General features: G+C 69.4%; 17 protein-coding genes. 5 read left to right on the top strand and 12 right to left on the bottom strand.

Going from position 1 to position 15,647, the window contains the following annotated elements:
* Nucleotide 1: 1 nt before the first annotated feature.
* From JCO01S_RS00305 to JCO01S_RS00335, 7 genes are read right to left on the bottom strand one after another with little or no spacing between them, the layout of a single operon-like run.
* The gene (locus JCO01S_RS00305) at nt 2-910 is read right to left on the bottom strand and encodes a type II secretion system F family protein (RefSeq protein ID WP_068249292.1); all 909 of its coding nucleotides are present in this window, start codon (nt 908-910) and stop codon (nt 2-4) included.
* The gene (locus tag JCO01S_RS00310) at nt 907-1,830 is read right to left on the bottom strand and encodes a type II secretion system F family protein (RefSeq protein WP_068249294.1); all 924 of its coding nucleotides are present in this window, start codon (nt 1,828-1,830) and stop codon (nt 907-909) included. Before JCO01S_RS00310 ends, JCO01S_RS00305 begins: the two co-directional genes overlap by 4 nt.
* Nucleotides 1,827-3,173 carry a TadA family conjugal transfer-associated ATPase gene (locus tag JCO01S_RS00315; RefSeq protein ID WP_068249296.1) on the bottom strand — a complete coding sequence of 449 codons (1,347 nt, stop codon included), beginning with the start codon at nt 3,171-3,173 and terminating at the stop codon, nt 1,827-1,829. Before JCO01S_RS00315 ends, JCO01S_RS00310 begins: the two co-directional genes overlap by 4 nt.
* Nucleotides 3,173-3,520 (bottom strand): TadE/TadG family type IV pilus assembly protein, encoded by a 348-nt coding sequence (locus JCO01S_RS00320; protein ID WP_068249299.1) that lies wholly within the window; start codon nt 3,518-3,520, stop codon nt 3,173-3,175. The genes JCO01S_RS00315 and JCO01S_RS00320 overlap by 1 nt, the downstream gene beginning before the upstream one ends.
* Nucleotides 3,517-5,190 carry a CpaE/TadZ family protein gene (locus JCO01S_RS00325; protein WP_068249301.1) on the bottom strand — a complete coding sequence of 558 codons (1,674 nt, stop codon included), beginning with the start codon at nt 5,188-5,190 and terminating at the stop codon, nt 3,517-3,519. Before JCO01S_RS00325 ends, JCO01S_RS00320 begins: the two co-directional genes overlap by 4 nt.
* A complete protein-coding gene (gene cpaB, locus JCO01S_RS00330; RefSeq protein ID WP_245634287.1) occupies nt 5,187-5,882 on the bottom strand; it encodes a Flp pilus assembly protein CpaB in 696 nt (231 codons plus the stop codon). The genes JCO01S_RS00325 and cpaB overlap by 4 nt, the downstream gene beginning before the upstream one ends.
* A 29-nt stretch (nt 5,883-5,911) precedes the next feature.
* Nucleotides 5,912-6,634 (bottom strand): hypothetical protein, encoded by a 723-nt coding sequence (locus JCO01S_RS00335; RefSeq protein ID WP_157074416.1) that lies wholly within the window; start codon nt 6,632-6,634, stop codon nt 5,912-5,914.
* 167 nt (nt 6,635-6,801) lie between these two features.
* Here JCO01S_RS00335 and JCO01S_RS00340 point away from each other — a divergent pair, with 167 nt between their 5' ends.
* On the top strand, nt 6,802-7,377 hold the full coding sequence (locus tag JCO01S_RS00340; protein ID WP_157074417.1) for a hypothetical protein: 576 nt from the start codon (nt 6,802-6,804) through the stop codon (nt 7,375-7,377).
* A gap of 20 nt (nt 7,378-7,397) precedes the next feature.
* Here JCO01S_RS00340 and JCO01S_RS00345 read toward each other — a convergent pair whose 3' ends face one another.
* On the bottom strand, nt 7,398-7,934 hold the full coding sequence (locus JCO01S_RS00345; protein ID WP_157074418.1) for a hypothetical protein: 537 nt from the start codon (nt 7,932-7,934) through the stop codon (nt 7,398-7,400).
* Between the two features lie 56 nt (nt 7,935-7,990).
* On the opposite strand from JCO01S_RS00345, the gene JCO01S_RS00350 reads away from it, so the two are divergent.
* Nucleotides 7,991-8,407: a hypothetical protein gene (locus JCO01S_RS00350; protein ID WP_157074419.1), complete on the top strand. Its 417-nt coding sequence runs from the start codon at nt 7,991-7,993 to the stop codon at nt 8,405-8,407.
* An 11-nt stretch (nt 8,408-8,418) separates the two neighbouring features.
* Here the strand turns inward: JCO01S_RS00350 and JCO01S_RS00355 are convergent, their stop codons facing one another.
* The 4 genes from JCO01S_RS00355 to JCO01S_RS00370 form a co-directional block, all read right to left on the bottom strand.
* A complete protein-coding gene (locus tag JCO01S_RS00355; protein ID WP_084342512.1) occupies nt 8,419-9,513 on the bottom strand; it encodes an SGNH/GDSL hydrolase family protein in 1,095 nt (364 codons plus the stop codon).
* Nucleotides 9,510-10,034 carry a hypothetical protein gene (locus JCO01S_RS00360; RefSeq protein WP_157074420.1) on the bottom strand — a complete coding sequence of 175 codons (525 nt, stop codon included), beginning with the start codon at nt 10,032-10,034 and terminating at the stop codon, nt 9,510-9,512. The genes JCO01S_RS00355 and JCO01S_RS00360 overlap by 4 nt, the downstream gene beginning before the upstream one ends.
* A gap of 306 nt (nt 10,035-10,340) precedes the next feature.
* Nucleotides 10,341-11,012, bottom strand: a complete 672-nt coding sequence (locus tag JCO01S_RS00365; RefSeq protein WP_068249316.1) for a prepilin peptidase — start codon at nt 11,010-11,012, stop codon at nt 10,341-10,343.
* Nucleotides 11,013-11,023: 11 nt separating this feature from the next.
* Nucleotides 11,024-11,320: a hypothetical protein gene (locus JCO01S_RS00370; RefSeq protein ID WP_157074421.1), complete on the bottom strand. Its 297-nt coding sequence runs from the start codon at nt 11,318-11,320 to the stop codon at nt 11,024-11,026.
* Between the two features lie 100 nt (nt 11,321-11,420).
* Here JCO01S_RS00370 and JCO01S_RS00375 point away from each other — a divergent pair, with 100 nt between their 5' ends.
* From JCO01S_RS00375 to murJ, 3 genes are read left to right on the top strand one after another with little or no spacing between them, the layout of a single operon-like run.
* Nucleotides 11,421-11,903, top strand: a complete 483-nt coding sequence (locus JCO01S_RS00375) for an NUDIX hydrolase (protein ID WP_068249320.1) — start codon at nt 11,421-11,423, stop codon at nt 11,901-11,903.
* Nucleotides 11,904-11,911: 8 nt separating this feature from the next.
* Nucleotides 11,912-13,984 (top strand): DUF6049 family protein, encoded by a 2,073-nt coding sequence (locus tag JCO01S_RS00380; RefSeq protein ID WP_068249322.1) that lies wholly within the window; start codon nt 11,912-11,914, stop codon nt 13,982-13,984.
* The gene (murJ, locus tag JCO01S_RS00385) at nt 13,981-15,603 is read left to right on the top strand and encodes a murein biosynthesis integral membrane protein MurJ (protein WP_068249324.1); all 1,623 of its coding nucleotides are present in this window, start codon (nt 13,981-13,983) and stop codon (nt 15,601-15,603) included. The genes JCO01S_RS00380 and murJ overlap by 4 nt, the downstream gene beginning before the upstream one ends.
* Nucleotides 15,604-15,647: the final 44 nt, after the last annotated feature.

The following is a 15,647-nucleotide window of genomic DNA, read 5'->3' on the forward strand; positions in this document are numbered from 1 at the left end:
ATCAGCCACCGAGCACCGATCCCAGCTGGTCGGCACCGAAGGCGATGAACATTCCGGTCCCGAGGAGGATGATGCACCCGGGCACCATGACGACGGTCACGATGAAGGTCGCCTGCGGCTCGGCCTTGGCCGCCGCCTGTCGCAACCGTTGCGCATCGGCCCGACGGATGTCACCCGCAATCTGGTTCAGAGTGTCCACCAGTGGTGCACCCAGCTCCTCCGATTGGAGATAGGCCGTGATGAACTCCTCCATCGGCTCGGATCCGGTCCTGGCCCGGAGGTCGAGAAAGGCGGAGCGCAACGATGCCCCGTTGTTCATCTGGTGCAGCGTGTGCCGGATCTCCGCAGCCAGAGGGCCGCCGAAACGATCAGATACCGTGGCCAGGGCGGACCGGAAGCCGAGCCCGGCGCTGACCGTGACCGCGAGGACGTCGAGGAAATCAGGCAGGTCGCGGTCAATCTGCTCTGTCCTCTTCCTCGCCTTGGCGGAAAGGTTCGCCAAGGGGAGGATCACGACAGCCACTGCGGCGAGCAGCAGGAAGATCCAGCGACCCTGCAGGACGAAAATCAGGACGGCTGGGCTGAGGATGATCAGCCAGCGCATAGCCCCGGCCGTGAGCGTGTCCACGCTCATGCCGTCCGGGCGGCCGGCGAGGTCGATCTGGCGCTGCAGCATGCCGACGATGCGGTCGGGCAGGGCCCTGCGCAGGCGGACGCCCAGCCGGTCTGCTGTTCGACCCAGCAGGCTCTGGCCTTCGGCGCGTTCGCGCTCGATCCCTGTGAGCAGCTCCAGGTCCGAGGCCTGGAGCTGGTCGGCAGGGTCGCTTCGCAGCAGGTGGTAACCACGGAAGAAGATGACCACCGCGAGGACGGCGACGATCCCCGGGATGGCCCCGATGAGCACGCTCATACGTCCACCTTGGACATGCGTCTCATCAGGACGAAGCCCCCGATGAACAGAGTGGCAGACACGGCCAGTCCCACCTGGCCCACGATGTCAGTGGTCATCTTCTCCACCGTCCCCGGCTTGAGGCCGTTGAGCAGGAGCAGCATGAGCCCACCCAGGAGAAGGACCATGTGGGAGGTTGCCGTGACCTGCGCAAGGGTCGTCTGGACCTCGCGGCGGGTTTCCTTGCGCTGGTCCAGCGTGCCGGCGATGTCCTGCAGCGCGCTGACCAAGGATCCACCGCTGCGGGAGGACACGACGAGGGTGGAGACGAGCACGTTCGTCTCGCGCGTGCCGATCCGCGACTGCAGCTCGTCGAGCGCCGAGGACAGCGGCGCACCGAACTTGGTCCGAGTCGCGACGCGGGTGAGCTCACTGCGGGCGGGCTCACTGATCTCGTCCGCGGTGATCGCCAGAGCCGTGGGGAGGGACAGGCCGGCGTAGCTCGCATTGGCGAGGATGCGGGCCACCTCCGGCAGCTGCCGCACGAAGGCCTCCCGGCGGCGACTCTGCTCACGGTTCAGATACCACCGCACGGCGGCATACCCCCCCAGGACCCCGAGCAGGGCAAGGACCGGCGCGAACAGGTGCCAGATGACGTACGTCGCGACGACGGCGACGGTTACGCCACCGATGAAGAGCACCACGGGTCGCTGATTGACCCCGGCGATGTCGAGCTCACGCTCCAGCCATCGGCCGACTCGTGTGCCGCGGAACCGCCGGTCCAGCTGCTCGATCGAGGACTCGCGTTCCTCGGTGAAGGCATCCCTGCCGGCCGCGGACACGGCCGTGCGCCGCTCGGCAGTCCCGAGCAGGAACTCGCGACCTGCCAGGAGCACGAGCAGGACGGTGGCGATGCTGCCGAGGAGGATCAGTGCCGTCATGTCGACGACATCCCTCCCGTTGCCTGAGGGCCCTCGAACAGCCTGGTGTCGACATGACCGAAGCGCAGCCGCTCCAGCAGGCCGTCAGGGACCTCGTGGGTGACGAATCGACCCTCCACCCCGTGCTCATCGACGTACAGCGGGTCGTAGCTCATCACCGGGACGAGGTCGTAGTCCTGCTCCCGGCTGCTGCGCACCCAGGAGACCTCGGTGACCTTGCGGCTACGGTCGCGTTGCCGCCCGAGCTGCACCACCACATCGATCGCCGAGTTGACCTGGTCCCGCAGCGCCCGGAAGGGTACCTCCACATCGCTCATCGAGGCCAGTGTCTGGAGACGGTAGAGCGCATCATCCGGTGAGTTGGCGTGCACCGTGGTCAGCGAGCCGTCGTGGCCGGTGTTCATCGCCTGCAACATGTCCAGAGCCTCCCCACCGCGGCACTCGCCGACGATGATCCGGTCCGGTCGCATCCGAAGGGAGTTGCGCACCAGATCGCGGATAGTGACCTGGCCCCTACCCTCGACATTGGGCGGACGCGTCTCCAGACGCACCGTGTGCGGCTGGTCGAGGCTGAGTTCAGCAGCGTCCTCGATGGTGACGATGCGCTCGTCCCGGCCGATGAAGCTGGAGACGGCGTTGAGCAGAGTCGTCTTGCCCGATCCGGTCCCACCGGACACCACGACGTTGAGGCGCGCCTCCACGCAGGCCTCGAGCAACTGGGCAGTGCGCTCGTCCAGGCTGCCGTACTCGCTGATCAGGGTCTGCAGCGAGATCGACCGAGGGAAGAGCCGGATCGTCACGGTGGGTCCACCCAGCGAGAGTGGCGGAAGGATGACGTTGACCCGCGCGCCACGCGGCAGACGACTGTCCGCCGGGAGTCGGGCGTCGACCATCGGGCTGGATTCGTCCACTCGACGGTTCACCGTCGAGACGATCCGGTCGATGGTCTGGAGCAATTGCTCCTCACTGCTGAAGGGGGCCGGCCATCGCTCGACCTGACCCGCACGCTCCACGTAGATCGTGTCGTGCCCGTTGATCATGATCTCGCTGATGCTCGGGTCGGCGAGAATGGGCTCCAGGACGCCGAGGCCAACGGCCTCGTCCACGACGCGCCGGATGAGCTGGTTCCGCTCGCTGGCCGAGACGACGACGCCCTCGCGTGAGATCAGGTGCGCGATGACGCGCTCCAAGCGGGCGCGCCGCTGATTGGCATCGAGCTTGCTCAGCTCGTGCAGATCGACTTCCTCCAGCAGGAGCCGACGGAAGAGCGCAACCTGGGACTCGTCCTCGGTGGTCCCCGAGATGCTGTCACCTTGGGCGAAGGACTCAAAGGTGCGTGCCATCAACCCACCGCCGGCATCTCGGAGGTCCGGCTGACCTCGCCGATCTTCAGACCCGCGATGGAGGGCACTTCGACTGTCACGGTGACCCGCCGCCCATCACCGGGTCGACTCGTACTCACCGAATCGACGTCCAGGATGCCGGGAAGGGCCCGGTCCGCGGCGGCGCCCGGGTCCTGACCCAGACTCGCGGCGCGGGCCGCGTCCCGAGCCGCCTGACCCGTCGCGGCCATGGCCCACCCGGCGACCCCGACCTGAAGGGCGATGAGCGCCGACAGGATGAGAATCGGTACCAGTGACGCCGTCTCCAGCGCTGCCGCTCCCCGCTCACTCCTGCGCTGCCTGCTCACGCCGGCTCCTCGACGACGGAGCGCGTCGTCGTCAGGCTGTCCGGGACGCCGGGGACGGCGCTGAAGGACATCGGCACCCGCATGGTCACGGAGATCTCGTCAGGGTCGTGGGCCGTCACGGACAACTTCTCGAAGGGGGTCGGGACCGCATCGTGGGCCACGTGCGTGGCCCTGCCGGCATCCTGCGAGATCGAGTACTCCCGGGCCGCCTCGGCCGTGGCCTGACCCGAGTAGATGAAGGTCAACCCGATGACCGCGATCTGCCAGCAGAGGACAGCCAGCAGGAGGACGAGGGGGATCATCGCCGCGTTCTCGAGGGCGACGGCCCCGCGCTCGGTAGCCGGTACCTCCACCGACTCCTGCGGGGCGCCCGCACCGTGCTGGTCCGTGCTCTCGCCGGAAGACGAGGAGTTCGATGATGACGCCTTGTCCATGGTCTTCTTGCGTCGGAGGAGTCCTCGACGCGCATTGGAGGGTTCAGGCTTACCTCCCCCACGCCCGGAGTCGACCCCCTGCTTGCCGTGGCGCCCCCTGTGTCCACCCAGTCCGAGGTCGACCCGGATCTCCCGCATGAGTTTCCACCACGCTTGCTCGGTGACCGACCGCGGGTCGCGGTCGTTCATCGCCGGCTCCAGCGCCCGTGGGGCGTCGGGGACGTGGGTGTCCAGGACCCGGGCCACGGTCAGCTGTCCGACTGAGGAGGCAGGGAAGATGCTCCCCTTCGTCGCCCGGTTGACGACCACGGAGCACTCGGCCTCTTCTGCCACGCCGAGCTTCTCCCACGCCTGCATCCGACGCCGCATCGCTCGCACCGAGAGCACATCCGGAGTGGAGACGACCAACCGGTGCTCGGCCAGCTCCAATACAGCGGCCTGGGTGGGCGTGATGTGGCCACCACCGTCGACGACCACGAGGTCGAACTCGCGACGCAGCAGGTCGAGGATCGCCCGCATCGCCTCCGGCGTCACATCCTCGGCCTCGCGCACGTCCACCGGAGCGAGCAGGAGGTGCAGACCGCTCTCGTGGTGCACCAGGGCATCGCCCACGGTCCGGGCCGACATGTCGTCCGCCACCCGCGCGACGGTCGCAATGGACACCGACTGCCGGACGTCGAGGATCCCGCTGACATCCCCCTTCTCGACGTCGGCATCGATGAGGCAGACCCGACTGTCTGGGTTCTCCGCCAGCGCGTTGAGCGCCAGGTGGGTGGCGAGGGTCGTCGTGCCCACGCCCCCCTTCGCGCCGACGACCGCCAGGAGGGCACCCCGACGACCGGTCGAGACCGCCGCTCCCTCGAGGACCGAGCGCATGGCATCGGACCAACCACTCGCATTGTCGATCTGCTGGGCGACGTCCTCGTAGGCGAAGGGGTATCCGACCACACCGCGAGCACCCGACTCCAGGGCCCGGACCAATTTGGCCTGGGTGCGTGGCTCGGCGATCTCCAGCACGGACGTGCCCGGGTGGTGCGCTGTGATGTCACGGATCGTCCGCAGCCCCATCTCCTCGTGCGCGAAGACGATCTCCGGCTGGGTCCGGCCGACGAGTTCGACGAGCTCGTCCCCCCCGCCGGTGCTCTCGCGCACGTCGATATCGCCGAGCTCGGTGAGGATCCCCTTGAGGTCCGCGACGAGGTTGGCGTCCTGGCTGGCCACGATGACTCGTGTCATTCGGCTTGCTCCTTCACGGCCTTCCCGCCGAGATCACCGGCGTCGAAGTCATTGATCTCGCCGTCACGGGTCACGCCCGTGTCGGTCGGCAGGGCCACGAGTCGAACCTGTTCGGCGAAGGAGTCCGCGTAGGTGACGCTCAGAGCCTCGTCGGGCGGCAACGCGAGGGTCACAGGGATAACCTCCTCCTCACTCAGACCGCCCTCGCCCTTCTGTGTGACGGTCTGCTTGCCGGCGATGGTCACCACCCGCACGTTACGCTGCAGGACCCGCACCGACTTTGGCAGACCGGGGGTCTCGGCGAAGGTGGCGTAGATGTCGACCCGGTCGCCCGGCTTGACCCGACCTGCCACTCCGGTGACGGCGTCGACGTTGATGGCGATCTCGCGCTCGTTGGGGTCCAGGCTGGAGCTCGGAACGAGCATGTCCGAACTGATCGTGGTCCCCGCATTGACCCGGAAGCCGATGCGCCGGCCCTCCAAGTCACTCAGCTTCAGCTGCGCGGAGTCTGATGCCCAGCGTGCCGGGACCTCGACCGGCTCGAGGTTCTCCCGGGTCAGTGCGGTGTAGGGATCTATGCCCTCCACCGCCCGGAAGACGGTGACCCGGGAGCCCACCTTGCTGTTGACCGATGCGACGTATCCGGTGACCACGAAGAAGGTGGCCACGGCGACGGCGGCAGCCACGAGCATGAGGACAAGGCCGCGACGTTGTCTGGGATTCACTGTGCGGGGACGCTCTCTCGATCGATGACAACTCGGCAGAAAGGACACACGGAGGCGCTGCTGCGCTCCTGGCAGACGGGACACTCCCGGCCCGGGTCCGCCTGCGTCACACCCAACTGGGCGAACTCCGTGGCGGCGTGACCATAGACGGTCTTCGGGTCACCGACTGTGGCTGCCGGCAGGACCTGGCGCTGGACGAGGCCACCGAGGCGGGCGAGCTCGTCCGGCGCACCCGCCGCCACGACCACGTCTCCGGCCCCGTGGGGGTGTCGCGAGGAAAGCTCCGTGGCATTCACGACGGAGCCGCCGTGGTAGGCCACGAATCCTTGCCCTCCGGGGAGGATCGAGCGCAGGTGCTGTCCGAATGACGGACGCGGGCGGTTGAGCTTGGTCACGGACGCCACCAGAGCGCCTGAGACGGTGGTGGCGAGGATCTGCCGGATCCGGTCGTAGCCAACGCCCGGCTCGCACGGCGACTCCAGCGCCCGGTGCGCGGCGGCCACCAGAGCCACCTGGCTGGCGTCCTCGACGTGCACCGTGACGGCCACCGAAGGGTGTTGTCCGCTCGCGACCGTGGCCAGCAGCCGGGCCCGACGGCCCATCTCTGGCCTACTGAGGACCACCACGTGGGTGACCTCTTGGGCCGCCGACAACCAGCGGGCGAGGCACGTGGGGTCACCGGAGGGCACCGCCACCACCCCGGGGCGGCGGACGTCCACGGGACCCGGTTGACCCTTGGCCCGTGACGGATCAACGATCATGACTGCCAGGCAGCTCATGGAGAATCCCCTGCGTACTCGGAACGAGGTGCCATTCCTCCCTCATGACACGATTCGGCATCATAAGGGAAATTGGACCCCCACGACCAACCGAGGGAGTGCACCTGGTGCGCACGAAGCGGAAGAACCCACCTTCCCGACCGCGGGGACGCACCAACCAGGACCGGGCCCACAAGGCGGCGGTCCTCGTCAGCACCTTCCTCGGCATCGCAGGGGTGCTGGCGGTCGGCGTGGGAGGCTACGCATGGAGCCTGGACCGTCCTGCTCCGGTGCGGATCTCGGGCACGGAGGGGCACCGTGTTGCCGCCACCCCCCTCTTCGACTCCGGGGTGACGCTCTTCGGCTCCGAAGCCATCGTTCCCGACGGCGGGGCCCTGGACTGGGGTTGCGTCCTGACTCAAGATGGCGCGCGAACCCGCCTCACCCACCGGGCGGACATCGAGCAGGCGGGGTCGCGGGTGCATGACGACGAGTCCCTGCTGCCGGCACTGGACGCCGGTGTCACCGGGGACGATGCCGTCATCAGCTGCACGAGCCTGCCCGAGGAGGGCGAGGTGTGGGCCCTGCCCACCGACACCGGGCCGCCGCAGATCCCGCTGTCCCTGGTCATCGCCGGCATCGGCGGCATCGGACTCAGCGTGCTCGTCCACCCCCGAACCCGCGGCCTCGTGCGCTTCTCCTAAGCGCTCTGCACACATCGCGATCACCGGCGCAGCAAAGAGTCGACGACCGGGTCACCACTGCGCCGCTCGTCCGGCACCGCAGCCACGACCCCGACGGCGAGGCACCCCAGCCACAGGAGCAGGTCGCCACCCGCCGCGACGAGGCCGTCCAGACCGAGTCCGGCCGCCAGCATCGTCTCACCGACCCACGAGGTCGGGGCGAGCAGATACCCGAGTAAGCCGGCGAGCCACGCGGCGGAGCGGGGCAGACCATGGGCATCACGTCGGCAGGCGAGGTGGGTCGTGACGCAGACGAAGGCGGCGACGAGTGCTGTGCGCAGGACCAGTCCGAGCGTCCTGGAGTCCGCGGCGGCGCCCGTCAGCGAGCCCACCAGGCTGGCCACCCCGCCACCGACGGCGAGCACCACCGCGAGCATGAGGAGGCCCCCGACCCGCGGGCGACGTCGCCGCGGCCCCGCCCCGCTGAGGTCCACTTGCACGTCGTACCAACTCATGCGCCGGCCTCCGAGCGGACGCCCGGAGTCCCGGTCGGTGCCGCTCGCAATGCGCCGGCCCATCCTTGCGCTATAGCGTGAGACCGCTGGATGACACACACCCTTTCTTGGAGTTGATCATGTCGCCGACCGCATCGGTGAACTCTCTGTTGCGCTGGGCCATGGCCGCAGGAGCCCTCGCTGTCGTGGCAGTGCTGGCGCTCTACCTGGCCCTGCGAGACGATGACGGCAAGAGCGGACTGCTCGGTGAGGCAACTCCGGGGACCGAAATGGTGATCCATCCGGACGTCGGGGACGCAACCATCTGGGCCAGCTCCTCCGACCTGAGCTCCGACCCACGAGCTGGCTCGACACCGGACCCCAGCGCCTGCAAGATCAGCTCCGGCACGGGCGAGATTTCGGCACCAGAGGAGACCGAGACGGGCACGCTGGACAAGACCACGCTCTATCCCATCGGTCAACTGACCGACTACGAGCCGCCGGTCACCCTCGCCTGCGACGGCCCCTACGAGTTCGTGTACGTGGGCAACTTCTGACCCATTCCGCCTCATGGGTAGACCGGGTCCTCCAGCTGCTGCTGGATGAGGTCGGCCTCCGCCGCGTGACCGGCGGCATTGGGGTGAAATGAGCCCGGATCCGTCACTGACAGGCCGGGCCCACCGAAGTTCAGGTCGTTGATCCACGGATCGTCGCTGCCGATCCCATGCCCCTTGAAGGCCTCCGTGGGATCGACGAACTCCACACCTGCCTCCTTGGCCGCCTCCCGGATGACCGAGTTCAGCTCCGTGGCCTTGCCGTTCATCCACTCCTGGTCCTCCTTGAAGAGGAGGTTCTTGTAGTTGTCACTGGGGTTCTCCTCGAACAGCTGGGGGTAACCGACGATGACGATGCGGGCATTGGGGGCCTTCTTGCGGATGTCGCGGTACTGCTCCACCAGCTTCTTCTTCAGGGCGGGCAGGTCCTTCTGGAGCCGTTTGTCGTGCTTCTCCTGGCAGGAGTCGGCGAAAGGGACTCCCCGCTCGCCGTTGACGATGCAGTCCTTGACGACATCGGCGAATCCGATGTCGTTGCCCCCGATGGACATGGTCACCAAGGAGGTGTCCTCGTCCAGTGCGTCGGTCTGTGCCGGTTCGTGGTCATTGGAGCCATTCGGTTCCTCGACATCCGGCTGTTCGGCTCCGGAGCAGGCCACCGACTCCGACCCGCCCGCGAAGTCGTTGTCCCGGGCGATGATCCTCGAGTAGGCGTTGTCGGACCGGTGGCACCGGTTGCGCTCGTCGTCCCCCCAGTTGTCCCAGTCCCAGTCATCGCCGTGGTCGTAGTCGGTGTCCGAGTCGTAGTCGCCAGCACCCTCCCCAGAGGAGTAGCTGTCCCCGAGGGCGACGTACCGTCCAGCGGTCGCCCGCTCCAGCGGGGTGCGGGTGTCCCCCCCGAAGCCCGACGCACACTCCCCCTGCCCTGCGGTGACGATCGTGCAGACAGCGGCCTCCACCCGCTGGGACACCTGGGAGTCCGAGACCGCGACGAAGACTCCGGTGACAACCATCGCGGCCAGCACGATCAGACCCACGTACTCCAGCGCCGAGGCACCTCTCTCGAGAGAGCTCCGCCCTCCTGCGGTGGCGCCCGAACGGGCATTCATGGCAGGTCCTTGCGCTCGAGGGCGGCCACCGCGTCGGCCACGACCTGGGGGTTCGGGTCCTCGCGTACTGCGTAGGAGACGAAGGCGACCAGCCCCTCCCCCTTCGCCACAAGGACCATGTCCGTCGTGATCCGCGCACCGCGCGTGGCCGTCTGCCGCCAGGCCACGGCGTGATCGGGCAGGCCATCGACCTGCAGTGGCTCCACCCGGAAGCGAGCGCTCTGCCCGCTTCCGTCCCCCTTCGTCGTGTAGTGGTCACACCCCTGCAGGGCCCCCTGCAGATCCCCCACGACCCGCTGCGGGACCCGTGCCGAGTCGTGTAGGCGCACGTACTGCGCGAGGAAGGGCCCGAGACCCCCTTGACTGAATCGCACCCTGTCCCCCGAGGTCGGGGGGGTCGGCTCGATGTCGACACCGCAGACCTGTTGGCGGAAACCTCCGGTCGGCCGCTCGCTGCTGCGCCAGCGGCCGGGCAGGTCCTCAGCACGGACCATCCAGGCACGCAGGTCGGCTTCCTCCACCGTTCCGGAGGAGGAACTGCTGGAGGTGGCGGAGCCGCCGGCGGTCCCGGCCGAGCCACCTTCGGACCCACAGGCACTCACGACGCACACCAGACCGGCAAGCGAGCCCACGAGCACTGCCCGTGCTCGCCCTCGTAGAGCGGTCCGTAGCAACCCATCGGCCATCGCCCGAACTCCTGATCCCGGCCGCGAACCTGCCTCGCGGCCAACGACCTTCGACGCTAGGTCGCTACATGGGCCAGGGACAGGGTCCACGGCCCCACCTCCGGGCCCACCCTCAGGAGTGGGTCGTGGGCCCAGGGGCCCTCAGGAGACCACCCACCCCATCGCGGGAAGGGCGAGCACCACCAGCACCCCCGCCACCATGTGGGGACCAAAGGCCAGGTGCGAAGTGCGACCGGCACCACGCACCAAGAGGACCAGAGCCATCACACCGGCGCTGAGGAAGCCCACGAGTGTCCCCAGGACCACATGGCTCCACGAGAGGTACCCCAGAAGGAGGCCGAGGGAGGGTGAGAGCTTGACGTCACCGAGCCCCATCCGGCCTCCGCCGCCGATGAGGATGAGTAGGAAGTAGAAGCCGCCCAGTGCCGCTGCGCCCAGCAGCGCTCGCACCCAGTCGGTCTCGAGGTCGCCCTCGATGAGTCCCACGACGAAAAGGCCCGCCAGACCCCCGAGGAACAGGGGGTATGTGAGTCGGTCCGGCAGGCGGCGGACATCGATGTCGATCGCGGCGAGCACGAGCAGTACCGCACTCGCCGCCACGAGCACCACGGCCAGCGCGGGGCGTTCACGCCAAGCCAGGGCGACCAGGGCACCGACGAGTACGGCCACCGGCACGAGCCAGCTGAGGTTGAGGCGGCGTATCTCTTCCTCGTCCTGGTACCGGTGAACACCCGACTCCAGCACGCGCCGGGCCACGATAGCAGGAACACCCGTCCCGATGGCACCGAGCAGTGCGGTCAGTAGCAGCGGCATGTCCAGCGCTCCTACCCAGCCGCCACGAGCAGGATGGCGACCACGGCACACACCGCCGAGAGCAGGGTCAGCACCGCCGCACGCCTCCGCCAGCCGAACGCGGCGCCGGCGAGGAGGAGGCCCGGGACGGCCGCGAGCGCGACGTGCTGGCCCCGCTGCGCCTCCTCGATCGCCTCGCTCGTGCCCTCGATGTGGAAGCCCATCGTCAGGGCGATCAGGCACAGCACGAGGTTGACCACCACGAGGAGCGCCGCGGCAGGGCGGGCCAGCCGGGCGCCGCGGGCGGAGGAGGTGTCATCGGGTCCCATCAGGACGACACCCAACCAGATCCGCCGGGATCTCGCGGCCCCACACGCCTGCTCCGGAGGGAGGAGTCGCAGACCCAGAGCGGCTGGCTACAGTGACCACATGTCCCATGCCGCCCCCGCCGCCGGTTCGCAGCGGCGCCTGCCTGCGGTCGAGGAGCGCAGCGCGGGGGGCGTCGTCGTGGACGTGCACGAGGGCCGCGCCCGGATCGCGGTCATCGCCCGGCTCAACCGGGCGGGCCGGCTCGAGTGGTGCCTGCCCAAGGGCCACATCGAGGGTCGGGAGACCCTTGTCGAGACCGCCCAGCGGGAGGTCGCCGAGGAGACGGGCATCGAGTCCCGGGTGCTCCTCGAGCTCGGCACCATCGACTACTGGTTCGCCACCCCCGACCGGCGGATCCACAAGTTCGTGCACCACTACCTGCTCGAGGCGACCGGCGGGCATCTGACCATCGAGAACGATCCGGACCACGAGGCGGTCGACGTGGCGTGGTTGCCCCTGCATGAGGCCCACCGCCACCTGACCTTCCCGAACGAGCGCCGGATCGCGAGGGAGGCGTGGCAGCGGCTCGCCGGCGACGACTGAGGCCCACCGTGCTCGCGATCCTCACGATCGCGCTGCTCACGCTGCTGCCCGTCGCCGCCGCCACCGCCGTGCCCACCGGCCCGGTTTCCCCTGCGTCCCCCTCTGCACGGGCTGCGAAGGGGCAGACCTCCACCAAGATCACCGTCGCCTCGATCACCCCGATGGTCGGCACCGGCGACGAGGCCGTCGTCAAGGGAGAGCTGACCAACACCGGGGACGAGGACCTGGCCTCGACGACGGTCTCGGCCATCCCGAGGGAGCCGGAGAGCTCCGCCGGGGCGGTACGCGAGTGGTCCGAGGACGAGGACCCGATCTCCGGCACGCTCCTCGCCGAGGCCACCCTCGAGGACGTGCCCGCGGGTGAGTCGGTGCCCTTCACCCTGACCGTCGACGGTGCCGACCTGGCTCCCGGCGTGACCGTCGGCGCCTCCTGGATCAGCATCCAGACCCATGACACCGCCGTGCACACCTTCATCGGCATCCACCGGGCCAAGGAGTACGAACCACTGGAGGTCGTCTGGGGCGTCCCGCTCCTGCTGCCCGCCGACACCCGTCTCTTCGGCGAGGCCGGCTCCTCGCGCGCCGACGCGTGGGAGGAGACCGTCGGCGAGGACTCCCGGATCGCTCAGCTCACCGCGGAGCCGCCCGCGAAGAATGAGGCCTGGCTGCTCGACCCGACCCTCGTCCGGGAGCCGCCCGAGCCGCCCGACGACCTGCCGACCGACGAGGCCGAGGCGGCCACCGCCGAGCAGCAGGTACGCAGCGAGCGCGCCGAGGCCATCCGGGACACGCTCGTCGGCAAGCAGACGATCGTGCTGCCCCGGGGTGACGCCGACACCGCCGCCGGGACGACGAGCAAGAGCGCCCGTCGGGTGGTCGAGCCGCAGGTCGACAACGGTGCCCGCCTCGCCAAGCGGCTGGACGCCGTCGGCGACGTCGCCTGGCCGGCGGACGAGAACGCCACCGAGGACCGCAGCCGCGGCTACAACCGCCTCTACCCCGGCAAGGCACGTCCCACGGTGCTGACCTCGGACACCAGCTTCCAGCCCTCCGGCTTCACCCCGACGGGCGGGACGAGGACCACCAGCGACACGCCCGTGCTCGTGCGCGACTCCGACCTCTCCCAGCTCGTCGGCGACCTCGATGCGCAGACCAACCCCTCCCTCGCACGGCAGCGCCTCATCGCCGGGACCGCCGCGCTGCTCGGGGAGCGGCCCGGCACGCCACGGACGGTCCTCATCGTCCCGGACCGCGACACCACTCCCGACCCGACGGCCTACGCGCGGCTGCGCACCCAGGCCGAAGAGATCCCCTGGCTGCGCAGCGGGGACGTCACGCGCATGCTGGACTCCGCCCGGACCGACGGCCAGGAGTCCTGGACCCCCCGCACGAGCTCGCAGCTGGCCGAGGCCGACGTCAGGGGTCCGAAGCAGGCGCTCGACGCCGCCCGGTCACGCCGGCTGGTGCGCAACCTGGAGTCCCTCGTCACCTTCGCCTCCGTACGCACCGACGGCGAGGCGTGGCTGCCCTGGATCCGACCACAGCTGATGCAGGTCACCTCCGCACGCTGGCGGGGTGCGGACGACCTCCGTGAGCTGCACAACCACCTCACGGACGAGGTCACCCTCACCGAGGACGAGCTCGAGGTCTCCTCCGGGGACGTGAACTTCTTCGCCGACACCGGCCGGCTGCAGATCACCGTCATCAACAAGACCGACGTCGAGCTGACCAACCTGCAGGTGGACCTGCAGCCCGCGAACCCCTCGCTGCGCTTCGACTCGCCGCCGAAGACGCTCACGATCGGCCCGAACGGTCGGCAGACGATCACCGTGCGCGCCTCCGCCCTCGCGGCGGCCAGGGTGCCCGTCGACGTCAACGTCTACGCGCCGGACGGCACCGACCTCACCGCGCCGGCCACCCTGCACGTGCTGGTCCGCCCGACGGGGAACGTCGTCTACTGGATCATCGGTGGCGCCGCCGCCCTGCTGCTCGTGGTGGGCACCTGGCGTACCGTGCGGGGCGGTCGCCGGACGAAGGGGGCCCCGCGCACCGAACCAGAGCCCACCGAGGAGAACGGATGAGCGACTCGACCAGCATCGCCAAGTCATCGGCGGTGATGGCCGGAGGGACCCTCGCCTCACGCGTGCTCGGGCTGCTGCGACAGCTGCTCACCGCAGCCGTCGTCGGAGGCACCGGCCTCGTCGCCGATGCGTGGACCGTCGGCAACGCCCTGCCGAACATCTTCCACCTGCTGCTCGCCGGCGGCGTCCTCAACGCCGTGATCGTCCCGCAGATCACCGGGGCGATGCGCCGCGACGACGGCGAGGTCTTCGTCAACCGGCTGCTGACGATCGCGATCACCGCCATGGCGGTGGCGACGGTGGCGCTGACCCTCGCGGCCCCCTTCCTCGTCTGGCTCTCGATCGACAGCTCGTGGGGACCCGGCCCGCGGGGGCTGGCCATCGCCTTCGCCTTCATCTGCCTCCCGCAGATGTTCTTCTACGGGCTGTACACGCTGCTCGGCCAGGTGCTGACCGCCAACAGCCGCTTCGCGATGTTCATGTGGGCCCCCGCGGTGGCCAACGTCGTCGCGATCGCGGGGCTCGGGTGGCTGCTGCTGCAGGGGAACTCGACGGTCACGGACGTCGACGCGTGGACTCCGGCCATGGTCGCGATCCTCGCCGGCTCGGCCACCCTCTCCATCGCCTGCCAGGCGATCGTGCTCATCCCGTCGCTGCGGGCCATCGGCTTCCGTTTCCGTCCCGTGTGGGGCATCCGCGGCTCCGGTCTGGGGTCGGCCTCGCGCGTGGCCATGTGGGCCTTCGGTGCGGTCGCGATCGGCCAGCTCGGGTACTTCGTCACCTCGCGGGTGCTCACCGGCGCGACCGACCAGGCGACCGCGGACGGTGTCGCGGCGGCGGGCATGTTCGCCTACACCTACGCCTTCCTGCTCTTCATGCTGCCGCACAGCATCGTCACGGTCTCCTTCGTCACGGCGATCTTCACCCGGATCTCCCACTCCGTGCACGACGAGGACACCGCCGCGGTCACCGCCGACCTGCGCCGCGGGATGCGCCTGCCCGCCGTGATCCTCATCCCGGGCACCGCCGCGATGATCGTCGCCGCCCCCTACCTGCTGCAGGTGGTCCTGCCCGGCAACCCCCTCGAGGTGACGAATGCCGCCGTCGGCGTCTTCGTCGCGATGACGGTCGGCCTGGTGCCCTACGGATGGTTCTTCCTCGTCCAGCGGGCCTACTACGCCTATGAGGACGGGCGGACCCCCTTCGGGCTGCAGCTGGTGGTCACCGGGGTGGCGGTGCTCTTCACGCTCTTCGCCTCGACGGTCGCCGCCACCCACTCCGCCACCTGGGTCGGGGTCGGCCAGTCCGTCTCGAACCTGCTCGGTGCCGCCATCGGCTTCTTCCTGCTCCGCCGCCGGATCGGCGGTCTCGGGCTGGCCTCGGTCGTCGGTCAGAACGCCCGGCTCGTGCTCGGTGCCGTCGTGGGCGTCGTCCTCGCCTGGCTCGCCCTGCAGGGTCTGGAGCCGTTCCTGCCGGCCACGTGGGCCTTCGCGGTGGTCCGCTGCGCCGTGATCGGGGCCGTCGTCCTCCTGGTCACCCTGGGCATCGGTGCCGCGCTGCGGGTCCAGGAGGTCACCGAGCTGCTCCAACCGATCACCCGGCGGCTCTCCCGTGGGTGACGCGCTTCCCGGCCCGGCTACCGGAGCAGGGGGCCGTCGGCACG

This window comes from Janibacter corallicola NBRC 107790, assembly GCF_001570965.1.
Classification (GTDB): domain Bacteria; phylum Actinomycetota; class Actinomycetes; order Actinomycetales; family Dermatophilaceae; genus Janibacter; species Janibacter corallicola.